Source organism: Brevundimonas sp. UBA7664 (genome assembly GCF_002483305.1).
Taxonomy (GTDB): domain Bacteria; phylum Pseudomonadota; class Alphaproteobacteria; order Caulobacterales; family Caulobacteraceae; genus Brevundimonas.
Window position 1 is genome coordinate 1 of the sequence record NZ_DLHQ01000001.1, and the last position, 26,650, is coordinate 26,650.

Genomic DNA, 26,650 nt, shown 5'->3' on the forward strand with positions numbered 1-26,650 from the left:
GAGCGGCCTGCTTCGTCGAAACGGCAAAACAATCAAAGCACCGGGCGAGGCCCGACCGCTCCGCACCCTCCCCAACCGCCTGGACACAGGCGGCGAAGAGTCATGCGCGTGCGTTCTCCCTCCCCTTTATGGGGAGGGACGGCGAGGCGCAGCCGAGCCCGGGTGGGGAACGCCAGTCCCGCACCGACGGCGCCCGGCTTCGCCCTTCCCCACCCGGTCGCTTCGCGACCACCCTCCCCATAAAGGGGAGGGAGAACACGCTCCGGTCTTTGAAAACCGAATATGCGGTCAGGCCAGCTCGACCGCCACGGCCACGGCCTCGCCGCCGCCGATGCACAGGCTGGCCACGCCCTTGGTGCCGCCGCGCGCCTGAAGCGCCGCCAGCAGGGTCGTCAGGACCCGCGCCCCCGAGGCGCCGATCGGGTGGCCCAGCGCCGTGGCGCCGCCGTTGACGTTCAGCTTCGCCCGGTCGATCCCCAGGTCGCGCATGGCGATCATGGCGACCACGGCGAAGGCCTCGTTGATCTCCCACAGGTCGACGTCGTCGACCGACCAGCCGGCCTTCTTCAGGGCCTTCTGCATGGCGGGGACGGGGGCGGTGGTGAACAGGCCCGGCTCATGGGCGTGGGCGGCGTGGCTGACGATACGGGCGACGATCGGCAGGCCCATGGCCTTGGCCACGCTCTCGCGCGTCATCACCAGGGCCGCGGCGCCGTCCGAGATGGAGCTGGCGTTGGCGGCGGTGATGGTGCCGTCCTTCGAGAAGGCGGGCTTCAGGGTCGGGATCTTCTCCGGCATGGCCTTGCCGGGCTGTTCGTCCTCGCTGACCGTCACTGTGCCCTTGCGGCCGGTGACCTCGACCGGGGTGATCTCGGCCTTGAAGGCGCCCGAGGCGATGGCCTCGCGGGCGCGGCTCAGGCTTTCGAGGGCATATTCGTCCTGGGCCTCGCGGGTGAACTGATAGGTGCGGGCCGAATCCTCGGCGAAGGCGCCCATCAGCTTGCCGGGCGTGTAGGCGTCCTCCAGCCCGTCCATATACATGCTGTCGACGATGACATCGTGGCCGATGCGGGCCCCGCCGCGGTGTTTGGTCATCAGATACGGCGCGCCCGACATCGACTCCATGCCGCCCGCCACGATGACGTCGGCGGTGCCGGCCAACAGGGCGTCCGAGGCCATCATCACTGCCTGCAGGCCCGACCCGCACATCTTGTTGACGGTGGTCGCCTCGACGTGCTGGCCGAGACCCGCGCCGATCGCCGCCTGACGCGCCGGGGCCTGGCCGAGGCCGGCCGGCAGGACGCAGCCCATATAGATCTGCTCGACCTTGTCAGCGGCGACGCCAGCGCGCTCGACGGCCGCCCTGACCGCCGTCGCCCCCAGCTCGGTCGCCTTGACGCCGGACAGGGCGCCCTGGAAGCCGCCCATGGGCGTGCGGGCGAAGGAGACGATGACGACGGGATCGGACATGAACAGGAAATCCATCAGGGAGGGTCGGCGGGTAGATCGGCGCAAACCGCTCAAAGCGCAAGATCAGCCGCCCGCGTCCCAGGCCGCGGTGACGGTCAGCCGGTACAGGTGACGCCAGGCGTCGAGGTCGCGCCGGACCCGGTCCGGATCGCGCCGCGCGCTGCGGTCGGCGCGCAGCGAACGGCCGGCCGCCCGCAGCAGCGGCAGGGCCTCGCCCGGTCGCCGGTCAGCGGCCAGGGCGGCGCCCAGATTGGCCTGGGCTCCGATCCGCGCCAGATGCCCGGGGGGCAGGGCGGCCTCGGCGACCCGTGCGGCTTCCCGCAGCGCCGCGATGGCGGCGGGTCGGTCGTCGGTCTCTCCCGCGGCCACGCCCAGCAGGAAGAGCGGCTGCAGCCGCGCGGGATGGGCGTCGCCGAGCGCCGCGGCCTGGACCCGCAACGCCTCCACCAGCAGCGTCCGCGCCGCCTCCACCTCGCCGGTCATCAGCAACCCGTCGGCCAGGCCGATCATGGCGGCGGCGGTTTCGGGGTGATCGGGTCCCAGCGCCTTCCGCATCAGGTCCAGCGCCGCGCGATCCAGCGGCACGGCCTCGGCGTTCCGGTCCAGGGTCTTGAGGATGCCGGCCAGGTTCGTCATCGCCGCGGCCCTGTCCAGCGGATGGGTGTCGGCGGGGAGGGCGTCCAGCGCACGGCGCTGCATCATCACCGCGGCCTCCGGCCGGCCCTGGACGGCCAGGGCGTCCGCCAGCAGGCTGAGGGTTTGCGCCGTCAGGGGATGCCCACCGCCCAGACCGGCCTCGCGCAACGCCAGCGCCTCGCGCAGGGCCGTCTCGGCTTCGGGCGCCCGATCCAGCATCAGCCGGTTGGCCCCGAGGTTGTTCAGGCTCGTGGCGAGGTCAAGGGGATCAGCGCCCCGTCGCCGGGCGGACAGGACCCGACTGTACAGGGCGTCCGCCTCGTAGAACCGGCCCAACGCCTTCAGCGCCACGGCCTGGTTGCTCATCGACACCAGGGTCGCGCCGGTCTCGCCCTCGATCGCCGTGCGGATCGCCACCGCCCGCTCCAGCGTCGCCAGCGCCTCGGCGTAGCGACCCTGCTCATGCAGGTTCAGGCCCAGATTGTTGAGCGCGAGGCCGATCATCGGGTGACCCGGCTCGCCGATCCGATCCAGCCGCGTCAGCGCCAGGCGATAGGCCGCCTCGGCTTCCCGCGCCTGTCCGGTTTCGTGCAGGGCGTCGGCCCAGAGGATGGTCAGGGTCCCGGCGTCGGGCGATGTCGCGCCCCACAGGCGTTCGGCGTCCTCGGCCGAACGGCGGAACAGGGGCTCGGCTTCCACGGCGCGGCCGGATTGCATCAGCCGCTGGCCCTGGTTGACCGCCTGCTGGATCGCACCGGCATCCTGGGCCGCGGCGGCCATGGGCCAGCCGGCGAGCATCAAACCCAGCACGGCCGCGGTCGTCAGCCCTCGTCTCATGAACGCACAGGTCCTCCAACGGAGTCAGACGGTAGGGCGCCGGTTCCTGACGGTCCAGTTCGGGGTCATCGCTCCGCGCCCATCATCGGTGAAACGGGAGGGAGTTCGACCGCGACGACGGTGACAGGCGCGCCTGTGGCTCAGGCCGCCTCTTCGCCCGTCCGTTCCCGGGGCATCATCTCCCCGACGGTCGGCTGGTTCTCGGCGATGGTCAGCTGAATGTCGCGCGGCTTGACGATCTCGTTGCAATGACCGCAGGCGATGCGCGGGGCGAGGTCGTGGCCACAGGTCTTGTGGATCATGGCGATGCCCGAGTCGGCCTCGCCATAGACGTGTTTGGCGCCCCAGCCGTGCAGGGTGACCAGCACCCCGTACAGGTCCTTGCCCTTGGCGGTCAGCACATATTCGTTGCGCGGCGGCCGCTCGGAATAGAGCCGGGGCTCCATCACGCCGTGCTGGACCAGACTCTTGAGGCGGGCGGCCAGAACATTCCGGGCCACGCCCAGACGTTCCTGCCACTGCTCGAAACGACTGACGCCGTTGAAGGCGTCGCGGATGACCAGCAAGGTCCATGGATCGCCGATCACCTCGAGGGTGGCGGCGATCGAACAGCTTTGTCGGGAATAGTCTGCGGTGCGTCCCATACGTACGAAAGTGACCCCGCGTCAGACTTTTGGCAAGAGGGTTGCCAATCTGAACGGACTAGGTCAGTCTTGTTTGACTACGGACGCACGGCCCTCCCCGACGCCGCGTTTCCAAGGTCCCTCGACTCAGGGCGGAAGCGGTCACCCTCTTCCGCCCGCCTTTTGCACACGATAGCTCCCGCCGATGATCCAGCAGACCCTGTCCGAGGCCCTGTCCCTGACCCACGACGGCGCGGCCGCCTTGACCGCCAGCCTGACCGGCGACTTCTCCAACGCCCCCCTGTCGGCTCCGCAAGAGAAGGGCGCGCCGTTCGGCGGGCTGATGGCGGCCCTCGCAGGCGGCGCCATGCGTCAGGGGCTGGGGATCGAAACCCCGCTTCAGTCCCTGACCATCCAGTATCTCGCCGCGGCGCGGTTCGACGAGGTGACCTTCAGGCCGACCCTGACCCGCGGCGGGCGCAATGTCGCCTACGCCAGCGTGACCGGCGGCCAGGGCGACCGGATGGCGATTCAGGCGCTCGGAACCTACGGCCGGGATGGCCAGGGCCCGGTCCTGACGCCGCTGACCGCTGCCCCGCCGCCGGTCGACAGCCTCGGGGACTCACCGCTGGACCCCCGTTTCGGGCCCTGGTTCACCCGCTATATCGAGCACCGGTTCAGCGACGGTCCGCGGCTGTTCGGTCAGAACGCCGGAGGATCGCCGGAGCTCGGCTGCTGGATGCGGACGACCGACCATGCGCCGCTGGACGAGGCGCGGCTGCTGTTCCTTCTGGACGGCTTGTACCCGACCTACTGGACCGCGCTTCCGGCGCCTCCGGCCATCGCCGCGAGCATCGACCTGCGCGCCGACCTGCTGTCAGACCTGACGCCGGAGACATCGCCGGACGGCTGGGCCTGGTTCCGGTTCACCAGCCGCGACGTCGGCGGCGGCTGGGCGGTCGAGGACGGGGTTGCCTGGGCGCCCGACGGAAAGCCCCTGGCCCTTGTGCGCCAGCGCCGCAAGCTGATGCCGACGCGCGGACCGAGCGGCGCCTGACCGCCCGGTCCATCAGACCTATTTGCGGACGTAGCGGTTCAGGAAGGCCAGATAGGCCTCCTGCGCCGTGATCCGGTTCTCGCGACGCTGGAAGCCGTGTCCCTCGTCGGGGAACAGGACGTATTCGACCGGCACATTGTTCGCCCTCACGGCCGCAACGAGCTCCTCGCTCTCGATCGGCAACACCCGCGGGTCATTGGCGCCCTGCACCACCAGCATGGGCCGGCGGATGTTCGAGGCGTGGAACAGTGGCGAGATGCGGCGATGGCGCTCGGCGTCCGTGGCCGGATCGCCCATTTCATCGAACAGGGCGTCGCGCTGCGCGCCCCACCATGCCGGGATCGACTCCAGCGTCCGCACCCAGTTGGTCACGCCATAGATGTTGATGCCGGCGTCGAAGCTCTCCGGATGGAAGGCCAGGGCCGCCGCGGTGATGTAGCCGCCGTAGGAGCCGCCCATCACCGCCACCTGATCGTCCGCCACCCAGTCCTGGTCGCGCAGCCACTGGCCGGCGTCGACGATGTCCTGCAGGTCGGCCTCGCCGTGGGCCCGGTCGTCCATGTGGAAGAAGGTCTTGCCGTAGCCCGACGAGCCCCGGTTGTTGGCCGCCAGAACCGCGTAGCCGTGATTGACCAGATGCTGGATCTGGGCCGAGTAGCCGCGGGTGCTCTGGCCGCCGGGCCCGCCATGGACCATGACGATGGCCGGCGCGGGATTGGCTGCCGAGGCGCTCTTCGGACGATACAGCACGCCGGGGATGATCGTTCCGTCCGACGCGGCGTAGCGGATGACGCTGGACTCGACGAGGTCGGCCTCGTTGATCGCCGGGCTGAGGGCGGTCAGCAGTCGCCGCGCCTGTCCGGTGGCGAGGTCGGCGGTCCAGACGTCGTTGGGCGAGGTGTCCGACGAGACGGTGAAGGCGATCCGGGTCTCGTCGGCGTTGTAGCGCACCTGGCCGATGTCGCCGCCGGGCATGCCGGTCAGGCGTACCGGCTGCCCTGTCGTGGTGTCGAGCAGGGTCAGCTCGGTCGAGGCGTCGGCGTTGAGGGCCGAAACGCGGTAGCGGCCCGACGGCGAATAGCTGACGAACTCCACGTCCCAGTCCGCCTGGATCAGGGGCGCCTTGGCGCCCGTGGCCAGATCGTGGGTCCAGGCCTGCCAGAACTCGCCGTGCGCATTGGTGCCGTACACCAGGCGCCGACTGTCGGGCGTGAAGGCGTAGGTCGCGTGCGCCACATCGCCTTCATGGGCGGTGACCAGCCGCGGTTCGCGGTCGCCCTGAAGGTCGACCAGATAGACGTCGCTGTCGGCGCTGGTGACCGGCTTGTCGATGGCCAGCCAGCGCCCGTCGGGCGAGACATCGGCGATCAGTACGCCGGGGTTCTCGAACACCATCCGGCTTTCATAGGTGTCGGCGTCATAGGCGTAGAGGTCGAAGACCTCGGGATCGCGAGCGTTGGAAGTGATCCAGAAGGCGTCCCTGGCCGCGTTCCAGCCCAGAAGGTCGGCCTTCACATTCCCGCCCGGGGTCAGGTCGCGAACCGTGCCGTCCAGCTCACGAACATAGACATGGGTCAGCTCGCTGCCGCCGCCGCCGCTGTCGGCGGTGAGCAGGACGCGCCCGTCGTTCGGGAACCAGCTCTCGGCGAAGGTGGCGACCGTGGTCGAGGCGCTGAGCGGAACGGGGTCGCCGCCGTCGACCGGCAGGGCATAGGTGTTGAACACCCCGGTCTGATCGCTCGAGATCAGGATCGATCGGCCATCGGCCGAGAAGCCGAGGCCGGCGGGGCTGGCCATGCCGTAGCTGCGGGTCTGGTAGAATTCAGCGGCGGTGTAGGTGCGAAGGGTCGCGGCGCTGGCGGCGGCGGCTTCAGGGGAGGGGGTCTGGGCCATGACGCCCGGGGCAGCGGCCATGAGGGCCAGGGCGGAGACGAGACAGAGGGTCGGACGCATGGCGGATCCTTGCTGGGTGTTGATCCTGGATGAGGCGGTATCCTGTGGGTTCAGATGCGACCTGTCGCCGATTTAATGCTCAGCTTGCGCCGGGCGGCCCCTCGCCGTGCAGGCCACGCATCTGGATCAGGGGGATGACGATGTCCTCCTCGTCCTCCAGATGGCGCAGGAGGGGACGGGCATTTCCGTCGATCAGGTCGGACAGCCGGTTCGCCCTGTCGGTGACATCGGCGGCATTTGTCGACACGGCCTGATGGAAGGCCAGCCCGTTGCGGAACAACGCCTCGAGCGTCTCGTGTATGGCGTCGTGGTCCCGGTCGAGCAGGTCGATGCCGGCCCCGATCTGCGGCTCGATCCGGCGCATCATCGGAAAATACTGGCCGCTCTCGACGCGATGGTGGCCGTCGAGGTGCTGCAGGAAGGCCTGCAGCGCCGGGATCAGTTGGCGGTGCAACGCCGTCGCGTCGCCGTTCGCCCGCCACTGGCCGATGAGCCCGTCCATGTGGGCCTGATGACCACGGAAGCTGGCGTGCATCTGCAGCCAGAAGGCGGCGGTTTCGTCGAGCCTTGTGGTCCAGCGATCACGCGGGAAGGCGTCGCGCAGATAGAGAAACCCGGGTGGAAGGCCGGCGCGCGACATCAGCGCCAGCGCATCGTCCGGCGTCTCAGGCAACGGCCGTGGTCGTCTTGATGAAGCCGCCGCCCAGCAGCCGGTCGGGATCGGCCGGATCGTAGAGGGCGCAGGCCTGGCCGGGGGCCACGCCTTCTTCTCCGGCTTCAAACAGCACCGCGACCGCGCCATCGACCATGGCCAGCCGGGCCCGAGAAGGCGGCCGGGTCGAGCGAACGCGGGCCAGCACCGGCGCGCCGGCCTCCGCCGCCGCCTCGATCGAGGTCTCGTCGCCCAGCCAGTTGGTTTCTTCCAGCGTCAGGCCGGCGGTCAGCAGGGCCTCCCGCGGGCCGACGATGACGTGGCGCTTCACCGGGTCGAGCCGGGTCACGAACAGCGGCTCGCCCACGGCGACGTTCAGGCCGCGACGCTGGCCGATGGTGTAGTCGGTGATGCCGGCATGGCCGCCCAGCACCCGACCGTCCATGTGCACGATCTCGCCCGCCTCGCGTCCCTGCGGGCGCAGCTTGTCGATCAGGGTGCGATAGTCGCCGTTGGGGACGAAACAGATGTCCTGGCTGTCCGGCTTGGCCGCGATGCGCAGGCCCAGTTCGGCGGCGACGCCGCGCACCTGCGGCTTCTCCAGATCGGCCAGCGGAAAGCGCAGATAGTCCAGCTGCTGCGCCGTGGTGGCGAACAGGAAGTAGGACTGGTCGCGAGAGTGATCGACCGCCTTGCGCATCTGGACGCGACCGTCGACGACGGAGCGGCGGACATAGTGGCCCGTGGCCATCGCCTCGGCGCCGAGATCGCGGGCCACATCCAGCAGGTCGCGGAATTTGACCGTCTGGTTACAGCGGATGCAGGGCACCGGCGTCTGGCCGGCCAGATAGCTGTCGGCGAACTGGTCGATCACCGCGTCACGGAACCGGCTCTCGTAGTCGAGGACGTAGTGCGGAATGCCCAGCATCTCGGCCGCCAGCCGGGCGTCGTGGATGTCCTGACCGGCGCAGCAGGCGCCCTTCTTCTTCAGCGCCGCCCCGTGGTCATAGAGCTGCAGGGTGACGCCGACGACGTCATAGCCCGCCTTGTGCAGCAGGGCGGCGACCACGGTGGAATCGACCCCGCCCGACATGGCCGCCACGACGCGTGATCCGACCGGCAGGCCGACCGCCGCGCGCGCGGCCTCGATCGCCGCGTCCATGTCGGGGCGGGCGATGGTCGGAACCGGGCAGATGTCCTCGGCGAGCGTCATGGCGCGCTATCTAGTGCGAAAGCGGCGCGAATTCGAGGCCGGGACTTCAGGCGAGCGCGATGAGGGCGCAAATCCGGGCTTCGGTGTCGGACAGGAACCACCCCTTGTGGACGAAGACATCGCCGCGCTGGAAGTCGGTGCGGACCCGCTGCGCCAGTCGCGGAAGGGTCTCTTCGGGCTGATCGCGGGGAAAGAGGGCGGCGCGCAGGGCCGCAGCATCCGACGGGTGAAGGGCGAGCCAGGCCCTTCCAATTCCGGCGGCGCCCGCCGCATCGATGGCGGCGATGTCCGGGGTGCGGGCGTGGGCCACGCCGGCGAGCGAGACGGCGGCGAGGCCGGCGAGTGCCTGGAGCAGGCCGCGTTTGTTGAGGGTGGTCATCATGCGATCTCCAGGCGGGCCTTCAGATGGTCGGCGAGGCGGATGGCCAGGGCGGTGAGGGTCAGGGTCGGATTGACGAGGCCGGAGGTCGGGAAGACCGAACTGCCGGCGACATAGAGGTTGGGCGCGCCGTGAACCCGGCAGTCGGCGTCGACGACGCCCTGGTCCGGCGCGACCGACATGCGGGTGGTTCCCATGTGGTGCCGGGAAGGGCCCATGGAGGCGATGATCTGACCGCTTTCGATGGGCCAGCACAATCGGCCAAGGCCCTGGGCGCCCAAGGCGGTGGCGAACCCCCGGGCGGAGGCGGCGAGGCTGTCCCAGTCCGCCTGGGTGTAGCGCCAGTCGAGACGGGCGCGCGGCTGGCCGAGCGCGTCGGTCTGGTCCGACAGGGTGATGCGGCTGTCGGGATTGGGAGCTTCTTCCGACATCAGGAAATAGTCCAGACGACGGGCGGGGGCCCCCGCGACCGCGGCGGCGAGTTGTTCGACGGCGGCGCGGGGCGAGCCGGCCTCGGCGCCGGGCTTGGCGCGGGTCGAGAGGGTCAGGGTGCAGTTGCCGATGTTGAGGCGCCGCTGGATCTCTGGCTCCAGCACGAAGACGGCGTGGGGCCGGTCGCGGGCCTGATTGTCGTAGAGAGACAGGTCGGCGCCGGTGGTGAAGGCGATTTCGGCCTCGCCGCGCGGGTCGTTGTCGCCGGTGGTGATGACCACATGGCCCTGGAAGCAGCGGCCGACCCAGCCTGTGGCGTTGCCGACGCCCGCGGGCTGGTCCCGGTTCGAGGCCAGCATGAGTCGGGCGTTCTCGACTCCGCCGGTGGCGAGGATATAGGCCCCGGCGCGAGCGATGTGGCGGGTTCCGGTCAGGCAGCGGACTTCGAGCCGGTCGACGCCTCCGTCGGCGTTCAGGCGGATGTCGGTGACGTTGGCATGGGTGTGAACGTGGATGTTGGCAGCCTGGCCGGGCGCGTCGCGGAACTCGGCGAAGGCGGTCGCGTCCACCCGCCCGGACACCGGACTGTAGGCGCGCGGCGAGGGGCGCAGGGCGCCGTCAGGACTGCCGATGGAGGGCAGGGCCGGGCCGTCAGGCGGGCCGGCGTCGGCGGGGAAGCGGGGCAGCTTCAGCCGGTCGCAGGCGCGATCATAGAAGGGTTTGAGCTCTGCCCGGCCGAAGGGCCAGCCGCTGAGCGCGACCGCAGGCCGGGGAGCGAAGTCGACGGCGTCCAGCGGGCCGCATTTGCCGCCCCAGACGTGGCCCGAGCCGCCCAACGCCCGGACGCGGGACTGGCCGAGGTAGTCGTTGATGGGCAGGTCTGGCTCGCCCGGTCCCGACATGACGCCGGTCCCGTCGTAGAGGCTCTGGATCTCGAGGTCCGGCTCGGCGCCGCCGCTCTCCAAAATAGCGACCCGGACGGTGGAGCCGGCGAATTCGTGGGCGATCGCGAGGCCGGCCATGCCGCCGCCGATGATGATGATATCACCCTCGATGAGACTGGCGTCAGGCAAGGTTCGGGCGTCGGTCAAAGGCATGGCCTTCTCCGTGGCTTGGGGTTCAGTTTGTCAGGCGTGGATCAGGCGCGGGCGCCGTGGGCGATCAGATAGTCGGTGATGTCGGTTCGTCCGGCCCGGCGGGCCATGCCGAGAGGTGAGCGAAGTTCAGGTTCGAGCGGCGCGATCCGCGGGGCCATGACCGCCAGGTTCACATCGGCTCCCTGTTCGACCAGGCGCTGCACGACGGCGAGATGTCCATGTCGCGCGGCGGTGATCAGGGCGGTCTCATCGCCGGGCACCACGTCGTCGATCCGCGCCCCCGCAGCGAGGAGCAGCACGACGATCCCGACATGGCCTGCCCCGGCCGCGGCGATCAGCGGGTTGCCGTCGCCCGAAACCGGGATGTTCGGGTCGGCGCCTCGCTCCAGCAACAGGGCGAGGATGGCCCGGTCGCCGTTGTCTGCGGCCATGACAAGGGGCGCGCCCTCGCCGGGAACCGACAGGTCCGGGTCCGCGCCGTTGTCGAGCAGAAGGCGCGCCAGCCCAAGCTGACCGTTGCGGACCGCGAGGGTCAGGGGCGAGCCGTCGCCCAGCCTCCAGCCGTTGACGTCGGCGCCGGCCCGGACCAGGTCGGCCGCATCGGTGTTGCGGCCATCCTGGATGGCTTCGATCAGGTTTCGGGTCGATGGCGACACCGGGGCGGACTGCATTTCGACCGCAGGCTGGGCGGCCCAGGCGACGGCTCCGCCGGTGACGGCAAGCAGGGCGGCGAGCGCCGCGCCGACGATCCGGCGCGGGCGTCCGGGCGCCCGCGTCAGATGGGTGATGCGGTTGCGCAGTTCCGCCTTCCCGCCGGTCAGCCAATGGCAGCCCAGCGGCACAGGCGCGCCGACAAGCTGGGTCTTGAGCATGGCTCCGGCGTACAGGCGGCGGGCCGTGGGAAAGCGGGCGATCACTGTCTCGTCGCAGGCCAGTTCCTGATCCACGCGGAGCAGGCGGGCGGCGATGTGAACGAGGGGGTGGAACCACAGAACGGCCCGGGTCGCGGCGACCATCAGGTTGATCTGGGCGTCGCCACCTCTCTGGTGGACGCGCTCATGCGCCACGACGACGACCTGTTCCTCGGGGCTGAAACGCTCGGCGAAGTCGGCGGGCAGGACTACCCGGGGAGTCAGGGCGCCGACCAGGGCCGGCCCGACGTCCTGTCCCAGGGCATGGAAGACCTGGCCGTCGGGGCGCCGTTCGGCTCGCAGCGGGCCGAGGGTGCGCAAGAAGCGCCGCTGGCCATGGATGAGAAGCGCGGCGAAGATCAGGGCGCCGATCGCCCACAGCAGGAGCAGCGGCGAAGCGATCTCTACGGGATTGGGCAGGCCTTCCGGTCGTTCGAACGGGAAGACGAAAGACGTGTCAGCCGCAGGCAGGGCGCCGGCTGTCGGAACCGGTCCTGGGGCGGCGGCGACAGGCTCCGGAACGACGGCCCCCGTGTCTGGAGCGGCGGCGCGGGGCAGGAACACGGCCAGCGCCATGGCCGGGACCAGCAGCCAGAGACAGTAGGCGGCGCGGGCCCCGAAGGCGGCGCGGACCGGTGCACGGACAAGCAAGACGGCGAGCAGGGCGGCGGTGACCGCAGCCACGATCTCAAGGCCGAGGAACAGCAGGTCAGCGGCCATCGTCGATCTCCTCGATCAGGCGTTTCAACTCGGCGATGTCTTCCGGCGAGAGGGTCTCCCGGGCTGAGAAATGCGCCACCAGTGGAGCCAGGCGGCCCTCGAAGAGGCGGTCGACCAGACCGCGGCTCTCAGCATGGACGTAGTCGCCGCGTGCCGTCAGCGGCCGGTACAGGTAACGGCGACCGTCGCGCTCCGCCGCAATCGCACCCTTGGTCAGCAGACGATTGAGCAGGCTTTTCACCGTCGCCTCGGTCCAGTCCTGACCCTCTGCGACCTCCGCCGTGATCTGGTCCGCCGTCATGGGACTGGCGCGCCAAAGCGCCTCCATCACCAGACTTTCCGCCGTACTGATCCGCATATCGTTCACACCCGTAATCGTTGGGCATTGATTACGGTTGTGATCGAAAGTGTCAACGGCGGCGGCGGCTCCAGCGGATTAATTCGCCGCAACCTTTCCTGCCCGAAACGACAACGGCCGCCCCCGTCGCCGGGAGCGGCCGTGATCTCGTCGGAGCGGTCGCCTTACGGGCGGCCGTAGTGCTGGATGCGCGTCGTGCGCAGGCCCTGCATGCCCCATTTGTCGATCGCCTTCTGCCAGGCGAGAAACTCCTCGGCGGTCAGACGATAGCGCGCGAGCGCGTCTTCCAGGCTGATCAGCCCGCCGCGAACAGCGGCCACGACCTCCGCCTTGCGGCGGATCACCCAACGGTCCGTATTGGCCGGAGGGAGGTCGTGCAGCGTCAGGGGAGTGCCCGTCGGCCCGACCACGTATTGTTCGCCTCGATTGTTAAGGCGTCGCTCTTGCAACATGGGCTTATGCCTCATTGACCACCACCACTAGGAACGTGACCGTAGCGGTCGGCGGCTAAGGGCCGTTTAAGCGTCGTGGTGAAGGAAAGGCTAAAATGCCTTCCGTCTACCCTCTCAATATTCAACAAAGGATTCATTGAGATTTACGCCTTGTTACTCAAGTATCAGCGTTTGATGCTGATCAATTCGGCCAGCATTTCGTCCGCGGTGGTGATGATCTTGGACGATGCGGAGTAGGCGCGCTGAGTGGTGATCAGGCCGGTGAACTCCGCCGACAGGTCGACGGTGGACGCTTCCAGCTGGGACGAGCCGATCAGGCCTGCCCCGCCGGTGCCGGCGGCCTTGAGGTTGTAGGTGCCGGATCCCTGGCTGACGCGATAGGCGTTGCCGGAGGTCTGGGTCAGGCTGTCGGGGCTGGGGAAGGTGGCCAGGGCGATCTGGGCGATCTGCCGGGTCACGCCGTTGTCGAAGATGGCGGTGACGAAGCCGCTGTCGTCGATCTTCACCTCGGACAGGTTGCCGAAGGCCGTGCCGTTGGTCAGTACAGCCTGGACCACCGAGCCGCTGTCGTACTGGGTCAGGCCGCCGGTGGCCGCCGTCAGGTCGAAGGCGAGCGCCTGGTCGTCGATGCCCAGTCCGGGGGCCCAGTTGACGGCTCCGGCCGCCGGAGCGGCGCTGTCCGAGGACCCGAACGTCAGGCTCGCGGTGGTCGGATCGGGGAACAGGGCCGAGGCGCCCAGCGCCTCCATGGCCGCCACGTCGAGGCGGCCGTCCTGGGTGAAGGCCACCAGGCCCGTCTTCAGCTGGCCGTTGGTGAGACCGGCGCCCGTGACGACATCGGATGCCGGAATGGCGCGGATCTCGGCGTACCACTGGTTCGGCACGGTGCTCTTCAGGAAGGAGATGGCCACGGTGCGCTGGCCGCCCTTGGAGTCCGAGACGGGGATGGTCAGTTCGAAGTCCGGCTTCACGCCGGCGCCGGTTTCTGCGTCCCACATGGCCATGGAGTTGGTCGCGGGATCATAGGCGTTGGCGCCGGGGGGAACCGCCGCCGCATCCGTCGCCTCGGCCGAGACCAGCTGGCTGGACTTGATGTTGGCGTTCAGCTGGATGCGGGTGGTGGCCTCGGCCGTGCCGCCGACCGAGCCGACGTTGATGGTCCGCAGCCGGTTCAGGTCCGACGGGTCGGTGGCGATGTTGCCTTCCGAGTCCACCGGCCAGCCCTGCAGATACAGGCCCGCCGTGTTCTTCAGATAGCCGAGGTTGTCGACGCTGAAGGCGCCGGCCCGGGTGAACAGGCGGCTGTCCGTGATCTGCAGGTTCTCGGGCTGTTCGGTGACGACGAAGAAGCCCTGGCCGGCGATGCCAAGGTCGGTGTTCGAGGTCGTGCGCTGCAACTGGCCGTTCTGGCTGGTGAAGTGACGGGCCGTGGCCAGCACGCCGCCGGCGGAGTAGCCCGCGCCTTGCGACTGGCTGTTGATCACCGTCTGGAACTCGCCCGCGGTCCGCTTGTAGCCGACGGTGTTCACGTTCGCGATGTTCTGGGAGATCGCGGCCAGGGCGGCCGAGTTGGCGGTCAGGCCGGACACGCCGGCCAGAAGGGCGCTGTTGATACTCATGGCGCTAGGCTCCTTACGAGAACAGTTTCAATGGGTTGAATGAGGTGTGCGCGGTCATCAGGCCGTCTCGCCGTCGGCGTTGGCCGGAGGCGTCCGCGCCTCTTCCAGCGCGATCACCGTGGAGAGCGGCAGGATGGAGTTGCCTACGGTCAGATAGGGCTCGCCGTCGTACATCTCGACGCCGGTGATGCGGCCGCGGGTCAGGACCTGGCTGTCGATGGCCCCGCCGGCGGCGTCCTTGGCCACCACTCGCAGCGAATAGACCTGGCCGTCCTGACCGTCGTTGCCGCTGGTGGCCTCGCCGTCCCAGGTGAAATCGTGGACGCCGGTAGTCTTGGCGGGGGCGTCGCCGGACCAGACCACATTGCCCGAGCCGTCCAGCACCTGCAGCGTCGCCGAGGCGGCGTTCGACGCCAGTTCGTAGCTCCAGGTCGCCTCGCCGTCGGTAAATTTGGTGGCCGACCAGGCGGCGGTGGCTTCCTTGCCGATGTAGGTGGCCGCACCCGCCAGCCCGCCGCCGCCCTGGGCCGCCAGCAGGCCCTTCAGCAGGTCGTTGGTCAGCAGCTGCTGCTCGACGCCGGCCATCTGGGTCAGCTGGGCGGTGAACTGGTTGGAATCGACCGGCGACAGCGGATCCTGATTCTTCAGCTGCGAGGTCAGCAGGGTCAGGAAGGTCTCGAAATTCGAGGCCAGCATGGTCGAGCCGGCGCCGATCCGGTTGGTGGCGTTGGCGGTCGTGTTGGCGACGGAGTCGACCATCGGATCAGACCTTCATGTCCACGCCCGAGGGCGAGAGGGTGAGCGCCAGCCAGCGCGGCGGCTGGGCGACATCGATTTCATCGTTGAGACGCGAGGCGGCGGTAAAGGCGCGGGACTGGCCGTTGCGGGCGTCCTGACCGCGGTCGAAGGCGCTGGAGCCGCTGTCGCGCTCGGCGAACTCGAATGCGTCGTCGGCGAGATGGAAGCCGGCGTCCTCGAGCTGGCGGCGCAGTTCGTCGGCGCGGCCCCGCAGATCGGTCGCGGCGGCCGGATTGTCGAAGGCCAGTCGCGCGTTCAGCCGGCCCTCGGCATCGATGTCCAGCTTGACGTCGACCCGTCCGAGTTCGTCGGGGGTCAGGGCCATTTCAAACCGGGTCGATCGGCCTTCCAGGCGTCGCAGGATCTGGGCGGCGATCTGGGCGGTGGCCTCGATCGTGGCGCGCGACAGCTGGGACACGAGGGGATCGCGCGCGGCCGCCGCGGCCTGGGTCTGGACGGCTCCGTCATCTTCCAGCGGAGGCAGGTCGGACCTGGAACCCTCGGGTTCGCCGCCCGTGGCGGGGTCAAGAGCGGCAGCGAATTCCGCGGGCCGGGCCGGCTGATCTGTGGCGGGCGAGGCGGGTGTCACGGCCGCCGTTTCTGGACGGACGGCGCCGGTCACGGCCGGAGCATCGCCCGTCGCGGCGGTCGGAGCGTCCACTGGCCTTGAGGTGCGCTCCGCCAGCGGACGTAGCGGCGCAGGCGGAGCGGGGGGCGCGGCGGATGGCGGCGGGGCGGGAGCCTGGGCTTGGGCCTCTGCCGCTTCGGTCGCGGCGGCGGCCTGCGCGAGGGTCGCGGGGACCTCCGCCTTCAGTTCGTCGGTGGGGCGGATGTCGGCTGCGCGGGGCTGGACCTGCGGCTCTGGCGTCCTGGCCGTCAGACCCTTGTCGTTCGGGGGCGAGGGGGCGGCGCGCCCGTCGCCCGGAACGTCGGCGGCGACAGCGGGAACGGGTGGAGGCAGGGCGTCGTCGGCCACGGCCTCGCCCTCGGCCTCCGCCGAACCGTTGGAAGCGTCCGCGGCCGCAGACTCGTCCGCCGCGGGGAGAGCGGGATGGGTCGGCGCCGGCATGATCAGGAAGCCCGAAACCGGCGTCGCGTCGACCCTCGGCGCGTCCGGCGCCGCCGTGTCCGACGGATCGGTCTGGGCCGCGGACCCGCTCTGATCGCCGGACAGGGCCGCCAGCAGGCTCTGGAATCCGGACACGGCCTCGCCCGACGACCCTTGCGGGACGTTGGGGACGGCTGGCGCGATGGCGGACAGCAGGGTGAGGGCGGACATGATCCTGGAGACGCGTTTCGCCGGAGCGACGGGGACAAGGGCGCCTGCTGCGCCGGACATTCGGACCCTCTGGCGCAAGTCGCGGGCCAACCGGGAACCGAGACCGAAGCCACGGAAGATAAACAGAAAACAAGATTTATGGGGCGAGAGGATCCGGGCGCGGATCAGTCGAAACTTGCCGCGTGAGGACGATTCTTGCCCGGCGCCGGGCGGCCGTCGGCGCGGCCCCGTCCCGGCGGCCCGGCGATTGGCCCGCCGTTTGCGGTCCTTGCCGTTCATGACCCAGGCGCGAAACGCAACAGCGCGTAATTTCAGTAACTTGGCCGGCACGCCCTCGCGCGTCGCCGGGCAAAAAGCGCGCATCGGCTGGCAGGGCTTGCCGGGCGCCGCCGCTGTGGAGGCCTTCGGATGTCCCTGAGCGCCATCATGAACACGGCGAGTTCGGGTCTGGCCACCGCCCAGACCCAGCTGCGCGTGGTTTCGGACAACGTCTCCAACGTCAACACACCGGGCTATGTTCGCAAGATCGCCGAACAGCGGACCCTGACCAGCCAGGGCATGGGCTCGGGCGTGGAAGTGGCGCGCATTCGCCTGGCCACCGACCGGTTCCTCCAGGCCGCCAGTCTCAACGCGGGCGCCGAGTCCGCCCGTATGGGCGTGCGCCACGAACTTTTTGACCGCATCCAGTCGCTGTTCGGCGACCCTGGCGGCGACACGGGCTTCTTCTCGCAGGTCGACGGCGTCTTCTCCGCCTTCGCCGCGAGCGCCGAGGATCCGGCCTCATCGCCCCGCCGTCAGGACGCCCTGTTCCGGACCCAGGCGCTGTTCGACGAAGCCGGCCGCATCGCCAAGCAGATCCAGGCCGTCCGCGAGGACGCGGACAGCCGTATCCAGAGCGCCGTCGAACGGGCCAACAGCCTGCTCGAGCAGATCGAAGGGCTGAACCTGGAGATCGCCCGCGCGACTGCGCTGGACGGCGACGCTTCGGGGGCCGAGACGGCGCAGTCCGCCTTGCTCGGTCAACTGGCCGAACTGGTGGACATCCGGGTTTCGGTCCGGCCCGTCGGGGGTGTGTCGATCCGCACCGGGGCCGGCACGCTTCTGGCCGGCGAGGGCGCGGCTGTTCTGGACTACAAGCGCGCCGGATCGATCACGGGCGAGACGGCCTTCAACGAGATCTGGATCACCGAGCCCGGCGGGCAGAAGCGGTCCCTGCTGGACAGCATCTCCTCGGGCGAGATCAAGGGGCTGGTCGAACTGCGCGACATCGAGGCGCCGGCCGCCGCCGAACGGCTGGCCGAACTGGTCGCCCATGTCGCCGACGAACTGAACCGCGCCCACAACGGCAATTCCTCGGTGCCGGCGCCGACCAGCCTGACCGGCCGCAATGTCGGACAGTCGCTCGAAAGCGCGATCGCCGGCTTCTCGGGCCAGTCCACCGTCGCGGTGACGAACGCGGCCGGGGTGATCCAGGCGCGCGCCGAGATCGTCTTCTCCGGCGCGACGATGACGGTCAATGGCGCGGCGGCGACGCCGGCGTCCTTCCTGGGGGTCCTGAACGCCCAGCTGGGCGGGGCGGCGACGGCCAGTTTCACCGACGGCAAGCTGACCATCGCGGCGACTGGCACGAATGGCGTGGCCGTCGTGGACGACGCATCCAGTCCGTCGAACAAGGCGGGCCGGGGCTTCTCCCACTATTTCGGCCTCAACGACCTGATCTCGACGGACCGTCCGGCCTTCTACGACAACGGCCTGACCGCCACCTCGCCGCACGGCTTCACCGCCGGCGAGACCCTGAAGTTCCGGTTCACCGGTGAGACCGGGTCCCGGCTGCGTGACCTCCAGGTCGCGATTCCGGCGGGCGGCACGGTCGGAGACCTGGTCGCCGCGCTGAACGACCCGGCGACCGGCATCGGCCGTTTCGGGGCCTTCTCTCTGGCTGGAGACGGGTCGCTCTCCTTCACCGGATACGGCAATCCCGCGCCGGCGCTCACCGTGCTGGAAGACCGCACCACCCAGATCCCGTCAGGGGTTTCGGTGACCGAACTGTTCGGCATCGCCGGGGGCGTTCGCGCCTCGCGGGCGGACGGCTTCGCACTGCGCGCCGACATTCGGCAAAGCCCGTCCAAACTGGCCCTGGCGCAGTTGAACCTGTCGGCCGCGGCGGGAACCCAGTCCCTCAGCACCGGCGATGGCCGGGGCGCTCTGGCGCTCGCCGACGCAGGCGAGCGGGCGGCGAATTTCCAGGCTGCCGGCGGGTCGTCCGGCGGTTCGATTTCGGTGTCGCGCTATGCGGCCGAGCTATCCGGCGAGATCGGCGGCAAGGCGGCGGCGGCGAAGAACCGGATGGAAACGGCGAACGCCCTCTATACCGAAGCCGGGGCCCGTCAGACGGCGCATGAGGGGGTCAACCTGGACGAAGAGCTGGTGCTGATGACCACCTATCAGCAGGCCTTCAACGCCTCCGCCCGCCTGATCCAGGCGGCCAAGGACATGTATGACACGCTGATGGGGATGGTCTGATGACGCGCGTCGCCACTTTCGGGAACTACCAGTCCGCCCTGCTGGATCTGATGAAGGCCCAGACGCGGGCGGCCGACGCCCAGGAACGGGTCGCGACCCAGAAGAACGCCACCGATCTGACCGGCTTCGGCCGCCAGTCCGAGACGCTGACGGCGATGAAGGGCGCGCAGAGCCGCATCCAGGGGTTCCTCGACACCGCCGGGGCCGTGTCCGCCCGCCTCGTCACCCAGGATCTGGCCATGAACCAGATCAGCGACGGCATCGCCGGGATCCGCGAGGCCCTGGGCAACGCGATCGCCACGGAATCCGGCGGCTCGCTGATGCTGGACCTGGAGGGCCAGTTCCAGGCCATCCGGGGCGGCCTCAACATGCGGCACCATGGCGGCTACCTGTTCTCCGGGGCCTCGACCTCCACCACGCCGCTCGACGCGGCCAATCTGACGGAGCTGCTCGCCGCGCCGACGGTGGCGTCGTTGTTCAACAACGACACCCTGAAGACCGCCAGTCGCGTCGCCGAGGGTACGACCCTGGAAACAGGGTTCCTCGCCGACGAACTGGGTTCGGACGTCATGTCGATCCTGCGCAGCATTCAGGCCTACCACACCACCCCCGGATCCGGGCCGCTGAGCGGGCGTTTGTCCGAAGACCAGAAGGCCTTTCTCGCGGCGCGGATCAACGAGCTCGAGCAGGCGGGCACAGCGATGATCGACAAGATCGCGAGGACCGGGTCACTGGCCAATCAGGTCGACAGCGTCGCCGCGGGCCACGAGGCCCAGAAAGACGCCCTGGCCGAACTGCTCGCTGACCGGACCGACGCCAATATGGCGGAGGCGATCACCGATCTGCAGTTGTCGGAGGTGGCCATCCAGGCCTCCGCCCAGGTGATAAACCAACTGAGGCAGGTCTCGCTCCTCAACTATTTGAGCTGACACGCAAAAACCTCCACGGCCACGCTGGACTCGCTGTTCTGTGAGAACATAGAGTGAACAAATGGCCCAGATCGAACTCCGTCGCAAACTCTCGATCCTCGCGGACGCGGCCAAATACGACGCCAGCTGCGCCTCATCCGGAACATCGAAGCGGGATTCGCTCGGTGGAAAGGGCGTTGGCTCGACCGAGGGCATGGGGATCTGCCACGCCTACACGCCGGACGGCCGCTGCGTGTCCCTGCTCAAGATCCTGCTGACCAATTTCTGCATCTACGACTGCGTCTACTGCATCAACCGGACGTCCTCGAACGTCGCGCGAGCACGGTTCAGCGTGGATGAGGTCGTCGAGCTCACGCTCAACTTCTACCGCCGGAACTATATCGAGGGGCTGTTCCTGTCCTCCGGCATTATCCGGTCCGGCGACTACACGATGGAACATTTGGTCCTGGTGGCGAAGACCCTGCGGGAGCAGCACGACTTCCGAGGCTACATCCATCTGAAGCTGATCCCCGAGGCGGATCCGAAGCTGGTGGAGGAGGCCGGCCTCTACGCTGACCGGTTGTCCGCCAATATCGAATTGCCACGCGACGAGGCGCTGAAGCGGCTGGCGCCTCAGAAGGATGTGGGGGTCATCAAGAAGGCTATGGGGCAGGTGCGGATGAAGGTGGATGCCGCGCGGCCCGGCCCTAAGGATCGCGCCAGGCCGCCGAAATTCGCGCCCGCAGGCCAGTCGACCCAGCTGATCATCGGCGCGGACGGCGCGCCGGACACCGAAATCATCGACCGCTCGGCGTCACTGTACAGCGGCTATGGCCTGCGCCGGGTCTATTATTCCGCCTTCAGCCCGATCCCGGACTCGTCCAGCGTCCTGCCGCTGTCGAGGCCGCCGCTGATGCGCGAACACCGGCTCTATCAGGCGGACTGGCTGATGCGCTTCTATGGCTTCTCCCCGCCGGAGATCGGCGAGGCGACGGTGGACGGGATGCTGGATCTCGCGATCGATCCCAAGCTGGCATGGGCGCTGAACAGCCGGGCGTCCTTCCCCGTCGATGTGAACACCGGGTCGCGCGAGATGCTGCTGCGGGTGCCGGGCCTCGGCGTGAAATCGGTCAACCGGATCATCCAGGTGCGTCGGTGGCGGACGCTTCGGCTGGAGGATATCGGCCGGTTGTGCCGCGGCATCCACAAGGTGCGCCCCTTCATAACGGCGCTGGACTGGACGCCGGGCGGCCTGACCGATGCGGCGGACCTGCGGGCCCGGATCGCGCCCGAGCCGAAGCCGGTTCAGATGAGCCTGTTCTGAATGAAGGCCGCGGTTCTCGCGCATGAGACGGATTTCGACGCCTGGCGACGGGCGGTCCGTACGTTCCGGCAGGCGGGCGTCTCGCCGGCGGAGGCGACGTTCCGTGTGGGCGAGGCGGCGGGAGGACTGTTCGACGACGCCCCGCTGCCGCCGGCGGAGGCGCCGGCGTTCGCGGTCCCGAAAGCCTTCGTCGATCTGGCTCGGGAGGTCATCCTGCATCGGTCCGCCGACCGCTTTGATCTGATGTACCGGCTGCTGTGGCGGCTGCGGGACGAGCCGGACCTGATGAAGGTGGTCACCGACGTCGACGTGGCCGACGCCCTTGAGCGGGCGAAGAATGTCAGCCGCGCCAGCCACAAGATGAAGGCCTTCGTCCGCTTCCGCCGGGCGGAGGATGCCCAGGGCGAGATCTGGATCGCCTGGTTCGAACCCGCCCACCGGGTGGTCGAAAAGACGGCGCCGTTCTTCGTGCGACGCTTCACGACGATGCGCTGGTCGATCCTGACCCCGGACGGCAGCGCGTTCTGGGACGGCGCCGATTTGAGCCTGGGACCGCCTGCCACGCGCGACATGGCGCCGAGCGAGGACGAGGTCGAGGAATTCTGGAAGACCTACTACGCCTCGACCTTCAACCCGGCGCGGCTGAAGACGAAGACGATGCAGGGCGAGATGCCGAGGCGGTACTGGAAGAACCTGCCGGAGGCGGCGCTGATCCCGGAACTGGTGGCCCGATCCGCGGTTCGCACCGAGGCCATGGTCGCCGCCCCCGCCGCCCAACCGAACCCGCGCCTAGCCAAGACGCTGTCGCGCATCGGCCGCGACGGGTCTTTCGACGAAGGCTTCATTCCGTCGACGCTTGAGGAACTGGGTCAGGCAGTTCAGGCCTGTCGGCGCTGCCCGCTTTGGCGCGACGCCACCCAGGGCGTTTGTGGCGGGGGACCCCGGAAGGCCCCGTTGATGATCGTGGGCGAACAGCCGGGCGATCAGGAAGATCTGGCCGGTCGCCCCTTCGTCGGTCCCGCGGGTCAGGTGCTGGACGCGGCTTTGGCCGAGGCGGGCATCGATCGGGAGGATGTGTTCGTCACCAATGCGGTGAAGCATTTCAAGCACGAGCCGCGCGGAAAGCGGCGCCTTCACAAGACCCCGCTGGTCAGTGAGGTCAGCGCCTGCCGATGGTGGCTGGATGCGGAGCGACGGCTGGTTAAGCCGAGGGTGATCCTGACCCTTGGAGCGACGGCGGCGCTGGGCGTCCTGAACCGGTCGGTCGCCGTCACCCATGAGCGGGGCCATGCGCTTGCCCAGGCCGACGGTTCGCGGGTCGTGATGACGGTGCATCCGTCCTACCTGCTCCGTTTGCCGGACGAAGCGGCCCGGACGGCCGAACGGGCGCGGTTCGTCCAGGACTTGACGCAGGCGAGGGCCCTGCTTTGATCGGTGAACGCCCTAAAACCGTGGCTGAACGAATACGGGTGCGTTGCGTTGTGACGTCGGAGCCAGCTTTGCCATAGAGTGGCCATAGGCAAGGCGAACCGCGCAATCTAGGTAGGGGCATGGCCGCAGCGGATTTCCAGATCGACGACGGCGGGCCGGGGCTCACGCTCCGGCTGACCGGTGACTGGACGGCGACGGAGCTGGGCCGCGTCTCCCGCCGCCTGGATGACGAGCTGCACGAGCGACGAGTCGATTCGGTCGATCTTAGCGATCTCGGCCGGTTCGACACCGCGGGCGCCCTGGCGATCGTTCAGGCCGCGAACTGCGTCCTGCCCCAGTCGGCCTGGACCCAGCGGCCCGAGGCCGGGCGCACTTACGCCCTGGTCGAGAAGCTGGAGCGTGAGAGCGCCGATCCGCCGCGGCGGGCGTCCGGTTGGGTTCGGGGTTTCGCCAAGGTCGGACGCGGCGTCCAGGACATCTATGACGAGGCCACCCTGTCATTGGCCTTCCTTGGCCGGCTGGTCGTGGCGGTCGGGGCGGCGCTCCGGCATCCGGGGCGGATCCGATGGGCCGCCTGGTTCAGCCAGGGCGAGCGGGCCGGGCTGGACGCCATTCCCATCATCGCCACGACCAATTTCTTCATCGGCGCGGTCATCGCCTTTCTCGGGGCCAATCTGCTGACCCAGTTCGGCGCCGGCGTGTTCACGGTGCAGCTGGTCGCCGTGTCGGTGCTGCGCGAGTTCGCCGTGGTCATCACCTCGGTCCTGCTGGCCGGCCGGTCGTCGTCATCCTTCGCCGCCGAGATCGGTTCGATGCGGATGAACCAGGAGGTCGACGCCATGCAGGTGATGGGCGTCAATCCGTTCCAGGCGCTGGTAATCCCGCGACTGGCGGCCATGCTCGCCATGCTGCCCCTGCTGACCTTTATCGGCATGATCGCCGGCCTGTTCGGGGGGCTGATCGTGACCTGGGCGGAACTGGGCTATGGACCGGCCTTCTTCATCCAGCGCATGACCGAGGACCCCAAGATGAGCACACACCTGGGCGTCGGGCTGCTCAAGGCGCCGGTGTTCGCGGTGGTCATCGCGGCGATCGGCTGCCGTCAGGGCATGGCCGTGGCGGGCGATGTGGAGAGTCTGGGCCGCCGGGTCACCGCCGCCGTGGTCCAGGCCATCTTCGCCATCATCTTCCTGGACGCCGTTTTCGCGATGATCTTCCTGGAGCTGAACTGGTGACCGCCCCGGTCGAGAACCCGGCGACCGCGCCCGAACTCCTGATCGAGGTGCGCGGGCTGCTGAGCCAGTTCGGAGAGCGGATCATCCACGAGAATCTGGACCTCTCCGTCGAGCGCGGCGAGGTTCTCGGCGTGGTCGGCGGCTCCGGTTCCGGCAAGACGGTCCTTCTCAACTCGATCATCGGCCTGAAGGAGCCCGAGTACGGCACGGTCAAGATCCTCGGCTACGACCGGGCGACCATGACCGCTGACGAGGAGGCCGACGTCGAGCGCCGGACGGGCATCCTGTTCCAGCAGGGCGCGCTGTTCTCCGCGCTGACCGTCATCGAGAATGTGGCCTCGCCGCTGGTCGAGCACACCCGGCTGCCCAAGGACGTGATCCGCGAGTTGGCCGAGATGAAGATCGCCATGGTCGGGCTGAAGCCGGAATCCCACCATCTGAAGCCGGCCGAGCTGTCAGGCGGCATGCGCAAGCGCGTGGGCCTGGCGCGGGCGCTGGCGCTGGACCCGGAACTGCTGTTCCTGGATGAACCGACCGCCGGCCTCGACCCGATCGGCGCCGCGGCCTTTGACGCCCTGATCCGCCGCCTGTCCGATGACCTCGGGTTGACGGTGTTCATGATCACCCATGATCTCGACAGCCTCTACGCCATCACGGACAAGGTGGCGGTGGTGGCCGACAAACGCATTGTAGCCAAGGCGACGGTTCAGGAACTCGAGCGTTCCGACCATCCCTGGATCAAGGAATACTTTCTGGGGCCGCGCGGTCGCGCCGCCGACAGAGCCGCCTGAGGAGAGCGGATCCGATGGAACGAGACGCCCATTATGCCGCCGTCGGCATCGCCACCATCGCCCTGCTCGCGGCGTTGGCGGTATTCTCCATCTGGCTGGCGCGGTTGCAGTTCAACAGCGACTACGATGTGTATGACATCGTCTTCTATGGCCCGGTGCGCGGGTTGTCGGAGGGCGGAGAGGTGCATTTCAACGGCATTCGCGTCGGCGAGGTGACCGATCTCAACCTCGACCCGGATAAGGGCGACCAGGTCATTGCGCGCATCCGGGTCGATGGCATGACGCCGGTCCGGGTGACATCGCGGGCCCAGCTGGAGCCACAGGGCATCACCGGTCTGAACTATATCCAGATCACCGCCGGCAATCCGCAGAGCGCCATTCTGAAGGAACAGTATCCCGCCAACGTCGTGCCGGTGATCCAGAGCCAGCCGTCGCCGATCGCCGAACTGCTCAGCGGCTCGGGCACGGTGCTGGCGCAGACGGTGGACGCCCTGAACCGCATCAACCGGGTGCTGTCGGACGACAATGTGCGGTCCTTCTCGACCAGCCTGAAGAACATCGAGAGCCTGTCCACCGAGCTGGAAGCCCGCAAGGGCATGCTGGAACAGCTTGAGCAGGCGCTGACCAGGGCCAATTCGGCGGTGGCCGAGTTCGAGGCCCTGGCCGTCAGCACCCGCGGGATCATCGAGGGTGACGGGCGCGAGGCCGTGGCCAATATCAACGCCGCGGCCGAAGAGGCCCGCGCAGCGGTGTCCTCGATCAACCGAACGGCGACCAATGTCGAGGGGCCGCTGAACGAGTTCGCCACCACCGGCCTGCCGCAGTTGCAGCAGTCGATCCAGGGGCTGGAGGACGCCACACGCTCGCTGGAGGGCCTGATCGATGAGGTCCGCGCCAGCCCGCGCGACTTTATCGGCCGCGCGCCGACCAAGGAAATGGAGGTCCAGCCGTGAACCGCTTTTCGCTCTCCCGCCCGATCGCGGCGACCGTCGCCGCGATGGCCCTCGCCGCCGGCCTGTCGGCCTGCGCCCTGCTGTCGACGCCGGACCCGGTGCAGACCTACCGCTTCGGCGGGGTTGCGGCGTCATCGGCGGCCGCGCCCGTCGCCAGCCCAATCCAGGTCACGCTGCGTCGGGTCGAGTTCCCGGAGGCCGTCGAGGGCGACAGGCTGCTGGGCGTGACCGGGACCGAAACCGCCTATATCGCCGGCGCCCGTTGGGTCTCGCCGGCGTCGGACCTGTATATGGAAAGCATCGAGAACGCCTTCGCCGCCCAGGCGACGCGGGTCCGGCTGATCGGCCCGCGTGAACTGACGCGCGGCGAGCGGTCGCTGGACATCGACGTCCGTTCGTTCGAGGCCCGGTATGCCTCGCCGGGTCAGGCCCCGACCATCGTGGTGACCGCCCGTGCCCGCCTGCTGGCCTTGCCGGAACGGACGGTGGCGGCGGAGCGGGAGTTCACGGTCGAACAGCCGGCGGCGGCCAATCGTGTGGGGTCCATCGTCGAGGCGTTCGACCTGGCCACACGGGATCTGAACACCCAGATCGTGGCCTGGACCGACGCCAGCGCGGGCTAGCTAGAGAGGGCCTCGCAGCGCGGCGAGCCGGGTCTCGACATCGGCGCGTCGGCTCCGCGAGGCGGTCAGCTCGGCCAGGGCCCGGTCGATGCGGGCCCTGAGCTCGTCGCGGAGCCGGGCCATGCCCTCGCGGTCCGGCCGGACCTTCTTCGGCCGCTTGCCGGCGAGGCCGAGGGCCTCCTTCCAGTCTTGCCGCCAAGCGGCGACGCCGTCCGCGCAGGCCTTGAGGGCTTCGGCGGCGCGGGCGTCGGCGTTCTGGGCGTTACGGATCAGGGGCAGGGATTGCAGGGCCGCGGCGCGGCAGGCGTCGAGGGCGCCGCGCCGCGCCTCCAGCGGATGGGGCGGCTCGCCGGCCGCCGGGGCATGGGCCGTGTGG

General features: G+C 69.1%; 24 protein-coding genes. 9 read left to right on the forward strand and 15 right to left on the reverse strand.

The genetic code is table 11. The features are described 5' to 3' along the window. Positions 1–288: 288 nt before the first annotated feature. The 3 genes from B2742_RS00005 to B2742_RS00015 all read right to left on the reverse strand — a co-directional run bounded on the left by B2742_RS00005 (position 289) and on the right by B2742_RS00015 (position 3,587). Entirely contained in the window at positions 289–1,476 is a 1,188-nt protein-coding gene (locus tag B2742_RS00005; protein ID WP_292061582.1) for a thiolase family protein, read from the reverse strand. A gap of 57 nt (positions 1,477–1,533) precedes the next feature. Next, complete coding sequence (locus B2742_RS00010) at positions 1,534–2,943, reverse strand: tetratricopeptide repeat protein (protein WP_292061533.1); 1,410 nt, start codon at positions 2,941–2,943, stop codon at positions 1,534–1,536. A gap of 140 nt (positions 2,944–3,083) precedes the next feature. Further along, a complete protein-coding gene (locus B2742_RS00015; RefSeq protein ID WP_292061535.1) occupies positions 3,084–3,587 on the reverse strand; it encodes a winged helix-turn-helix transcriptional regulator in 504 nt (167 codons plus the stop codon). 184 nt (positions 3,588–3,771) lie between these two features. Between B2742_RS00015 and B2742_RS00020 the strand changes: the two genes are divergently transcribed. Further along, positions 3,772–4,623, forward strand: coding sequence for an acyl-CoA thioesterase (locus B2742_RS00020; protein ID WP_292061537.1), 852 nt, complete (start codon positions 3,772–3,774; stop codon positions 4,621–4,623). Between the two features lie 18 nt (positions 4,624–4,641). Here B2742_RS00020 and B2742_RS00025 read toward each other — a convergent pair whose 3' ends face one another. The 11 genes from B2742_RS00025 to B2742_RS00075 form a co-directional block, all read right to left on the reverse strand. After that, positions 4,642–6,576, reverse strand: coding sequence for an alpha/beta hydrolase family protein (locus tag B2742_RS00025; protein ID WP_292061539.1), 1,935 nt, complete (start codon positions 6,574–6,576; stop codon positions 4,642–4,644). Positions 6,577–6,655: 79 nt separating this feature from the next. Next, on the reverse strand, positions 6,656–7,249 hold the full coding sequence (locus B2742_RS00030) for a hemerythrin domain-containing protein (RefSeq protein ID WP_292061541.1): 594 nt from the start codon (positions 7,247–7,249) through the stop codon (positions 6,656–6,658). Beyond that, positions 7,242–8,441 carry a tRNA 2-thiouridine(34) synthase MnmA gene (gene mnmA, locus B2742_RS00035; protein WP_292061543.1) on the reverse strand — a complete coding sequence of 400 codons (1,200 nt, stop codon included), beginning with the start codon at positions 8,439–8,441 and terminating at the stop codon, positions 7,242–7,244. Before mnmA ends, B2742_RS00030 begins: the two co-directional genes overlap by 8 nt. Positions 8,442–8,487: 46 nt before the next feature. Beyond that, positions 8,488–8,823 carry a hypothetical protein gene (locus B2742_RS00040; RefSeq protein WP_292061545.1) on the reverse strand — a complete coding sequence of 112 codons (336 nt, stop codon included), beginning with the start codon at positions 8,821–8,823 and terminating at the stop codon, positions 8,488–8,490. Further along, positions 8,820–10,349, reverse strand: a complete 1,530-nt coding sequence (locus B2742_RS00045) for a GMC oxidoreductase (protein ID WP_292061546.1) — start codon at positions 10,347–10,349, stop codon at positions 8,820–8,822. The genes B2742_RS00040 and B2742_RS00045 overlap by 4 nt, the downstream gene beginning before the upstream one ends. Positions 10,350–10,390: 41 nt before the next feature. Next, positions 10,391–11,980: a M56 family metallopeptidase gene (locus B2742_RS00050; RefSeq protein WP_292061549.1), complete on the reverse strand. Its 1,590-nt coding sequence runs from the start codon at positions 11,978–11,980 to the stop codon at positions 10,391–10,393. Beyond that, a complete protein-coding gene (locus B2742_RS00055) occupies positions 11,970–12,338 on the reverse strand; it encodes a BlaI/MecI/CopY family transcriptional regulator (RefSeq protein WP_292061585.1) in 369 nt (122 codons plus the stop codon). Before B2742_RS00055 ends, B2742_RS00050 begins: the two co-directional genes overlap by 11 nt. Positions 12,339–12,502: 164 nt before the next feature. Then, entirely contained in the window at positions 12,503–12,790 is a 288-nt protein-coding gene (locus tag B2742_RS00060; RefSeq protein WP_284222292.1) for a DUF1153 domain-containing protein, read from the reverse strand. A gap of 164 nt (positions 12,791–12,954) precedes the next feature. Next, positions 12,955–14,409 carry a flagellar hook protein FlgE gene (gene flgE, locus B2742_RS00065; protein ID WP_292061552.1) on the reverse strand — a complete coding sequence of 485 codons (1,455 nt, stop codon included), beginning with the start codon at positions 14,407–14,409 and terminating at the stop codon, positions 12,955–12,957. Positions 14,410–14,466: 57 nt separating this feature from the next. Then, a complete protein-coding gene (locus B2742_RS00070; protein ID WP_292061555.1) occupies positions 14,467–15,168 on the reverse strand; it encodes a flagellar hook assembly protein FlgD in 702 nt (233 codons plus the stop codon). A 4-nt stretch (positions 15,169–15,172) separates the two neighbouring features. Further along, positions 15,173–16,486, reverse strand: coding sequence for a flagellar hook-length control protein FliK (locus B2742_RS00075; RefSeq protein ID WP_292061557.1), 1,314 nt, complete (start codon positions 16,484–16,486; stop codon positions 15,173–15,175). Between the two features lie 408 nt (positions 16,487–16,894). Here B2742_RS00075 and flgK point away from each other — a divergent pair, with 408 nt between their 5' ends. The 8 genes from flgK to B2742_RS00115 all read left to right on the forward strand — a co-directional run bounded on the left by flgK (position 16,895) and on the right by B2742_RS00115 (position 26,274). Next, entirely contained in the window at positions 16,895–19,009 is a 2,115-nt protein-coding gene (flgK, locus tag B2742_RS00080) for a flagellar hook-associated protein FlgK (RefSeq protein ID WP_292061560.1), read from the forward strand. Further along, entirely contained in the window at positions 19,009–19,938 is a 930-nt protein-coding gene (locus tag B2742_RS00085; RefSeq protein ID WP_292061562.1) for a hypothetical protein, read from the forward strand. The genes flgK and B2742_RS00085 overlap by 1 nt, the downstream gene beginning before the upstream one ends. Positions 19,939–19,999: 61 nt before the next feature. Next, a complete protein-coding gene (locus B2742_RS00090; protein ID WP_292061565.1) occupies positions 20,000–21,241 on the forward strand; it encodes a putative DNA modification/repair radical SAM protein in 1,242 nt (413 codons plus the stop codon). After that, on the forward strand, positions 21,242–22,672 hold the full coding sequence (locus B2742_RS00095; protein WP_292061567.1) for a UdgX family uracil-DNA binding protein: 1,431 nt from the start codon (positions 21,242–21,244) through the stop codon (positions 22,670–22,672). A 119-nt stretch (positions 22,673–22,791) separates the two neighbouring features. Then, positions 22,792–23,907: an ABC transporter permease gene (locus tag B2742_RS00100; protein WP_292061570.1), complete on the forward strand. Its 1,116-nt coding sequence runs from the start codon at positions 22,792–22,794 to the stop codon at positions 23,905–23,907. Beyond that, a complete protein-coding gene (locus tag B2742_RS00105) occupies positions 23,904–24,698 on the forward strand; it encodes an ABC transporter ATP-binding protein (RefSeq protein WP_292061572.1) in 795 nt (264 codons plus the stop codon). Before B2742_RS00100 ends, B2742_RS00105 begins: the two co-directional genes overlap by 4 nt. 14 nt (positions 24,699–24,712) lie before the next feature. Continuing rightward, on the forward strand, positions 24,713–25,651 hold the full coding sequence (locus B2742_RS00110) for an MlaD family protein (RefSeq protein ID WP_292061575.1): 939 nt from the start codon (positions 24,713–24,715) through the stop codon (positions 25,649–25,651). Next, positions 25,648–26,274, forward strand: coding sequence for an ABC-type transport auxiliary lipoprotein family protein (locus B2742_RS00115; protein WP_292061578.1), 627 nt, complete (start codon positions 25,648–25,650; stop codon positions 26,272–26,274). Before B2742_RS00110 ends, B2742_RS00115 begins: the two co-directional genes overlap by 4 nt. On the opposite strand, the gene B2742_RS00120 is transcribed toward B2742_RS00115, so the two are convergent. Further along, positions 26,275–26,650, reverse strand: a 376-nt coding sequence (locus B2742_RS00120) for a hypothetical protein (RefSeq protein WP_292061579.1), incomplete at its 5' end; no start/stop codon positions are given.

Excerpts from the sequence above, each read along its gene's own strand:
- flgE (WP_292061552.1), bottom strand. The coding sequence starts at position 14,409 with ATGAGTATCAACAGCGCCCTTCTGGCCGGCGTGTCCGGCCTGACCGCC.
- B2742_RS00055 (WP_292061585.1), bottom strand. The coding sequence starts at position 12,338 with ATGCGGATCAGTACGGCGGAAAGTCTGGTGATGGAGGCGCTTTGGCGC.
- B2742_RS00085 (WP_292061562.1), top strand. The coding sequence starts at position 19,009 with ATGACGCGCGTCGCCACTTTCGGGAACTACCAGTCCGCCCTGCTGGAT.
- B2742_RS00075 (WP_292061557.1), bottom strand. The coding sequence starts at position 16,486 with ATGTCCGCCCTCACCCTGCTGTCCGCCATCGCGCCAGCCGTCCCCAAC.
- B2742_RS00090 (WP_292061565.1), top strand. The coding sequence starts at position 20,000 with ATGGCCCAGATCGAACTCCGTCGCAAACTCTCGATCCTCGCGGACGCG.
- B2742_RS00015 (WP_292061535.1), bottom strand. The coding sequence starts at position 3,587 with ATGGGACGCACCGCAGACTATTCCCGACAAAGCTGTTCGATCGCCGCC.
- B2742_RS00100 (WP_292061570.1), top strand. The coding sequence starts at position 22,792 with ATGGCCGCAGCGGATTTCCAGATCGACGACGGCGGGCCGGGGCTCACG.
- B2742_RS00010 (WP_292061533.1), bottom strand. The coding sequence starts at position 2,943 with ATGAGACGAGGGCTGACGACCGCGGCCGTGCTGGGTTTGATGCTCGCC.
- B2742_RS00025 (WP_292061539.1), bottom strand. The coding sequence starts at position 6,576 with ATGCGTCCGACCCTCTGTCTCGTCTCCGCCCTGGCCCTCATGGCCGCT.
- B2742_RS00040 (WP_292061545.1), bottom strand. The coding sequence starts at position 8,823 with ATGATGACCACCCTCAACAAACGCGGCCTGCTCCAGGCACTCGCCGGC.
- B2742_RS00110 (WP_292061575.1), top strand. The coding sequence starts at position 24,713 with ATGGAACGAGACGCCCATTATGCCGCCGTCGGCATCGCCACCATCGCC.
- B2742_RS00060 (WP_284222292.1), bottom strand. The coding sequence starts at position 12,790 with ATGTTGCAAGAGCGACGCCTTAACAATCGAGGCGAACAATACGTGGTC.
- B2742_RS00070 (WP_292061555.1), bottom strand. The coding sequence starts at position 15,168 with ATGGTCGACTCCGTCGCCAACACGACCGCCAACGCCACCAACCGGATC.
- B2742_RS00095 (WP_292061567.1), top strand. The coding sequence starts at position 21,242 with ATGAAGGCCGCGGTTCTCGCGCATGAGACGGATTTCGACGCCTGGCGA.
- B2742_RS00045 (WP_292061546.1), bottom strand. The coding sequence starts at position 10,349 with ATGCCTTTGACCGACGCCCGAACCTTGCCTGACGCCAGTCTCATCGAG.
- flgK (WP_292061560.1), top strand. The coding sequence starts at position 16,895 with ATGTCCCTGAGCGCCATCATGAACACGGCGAGTTCGGGTCTGGCCACC.
- B2742_RS00050 (WP_292061549.1), bottom strand. The coding sequence starts at position 11,980 with ATGGCCGCTGACCTGCTGTTCCTCGGCCTTGAGATCGTGGCTGCGGTC.
- mnmA (WP_292061543.1), bottom strand. The coding sequence starts at position 8,441 with ATGACGCTCGCCGAGGACATCTGCCCGGTTCCGACCATCGCCCGCCCC.
- B2742_RS00020 (WP_292061537.1), top strand. The coding sequence starts at position 3,772 with ATGATCCAGCAGACCCTGTCCGAGGCCCTGTCCCTGACCCACGACGGC.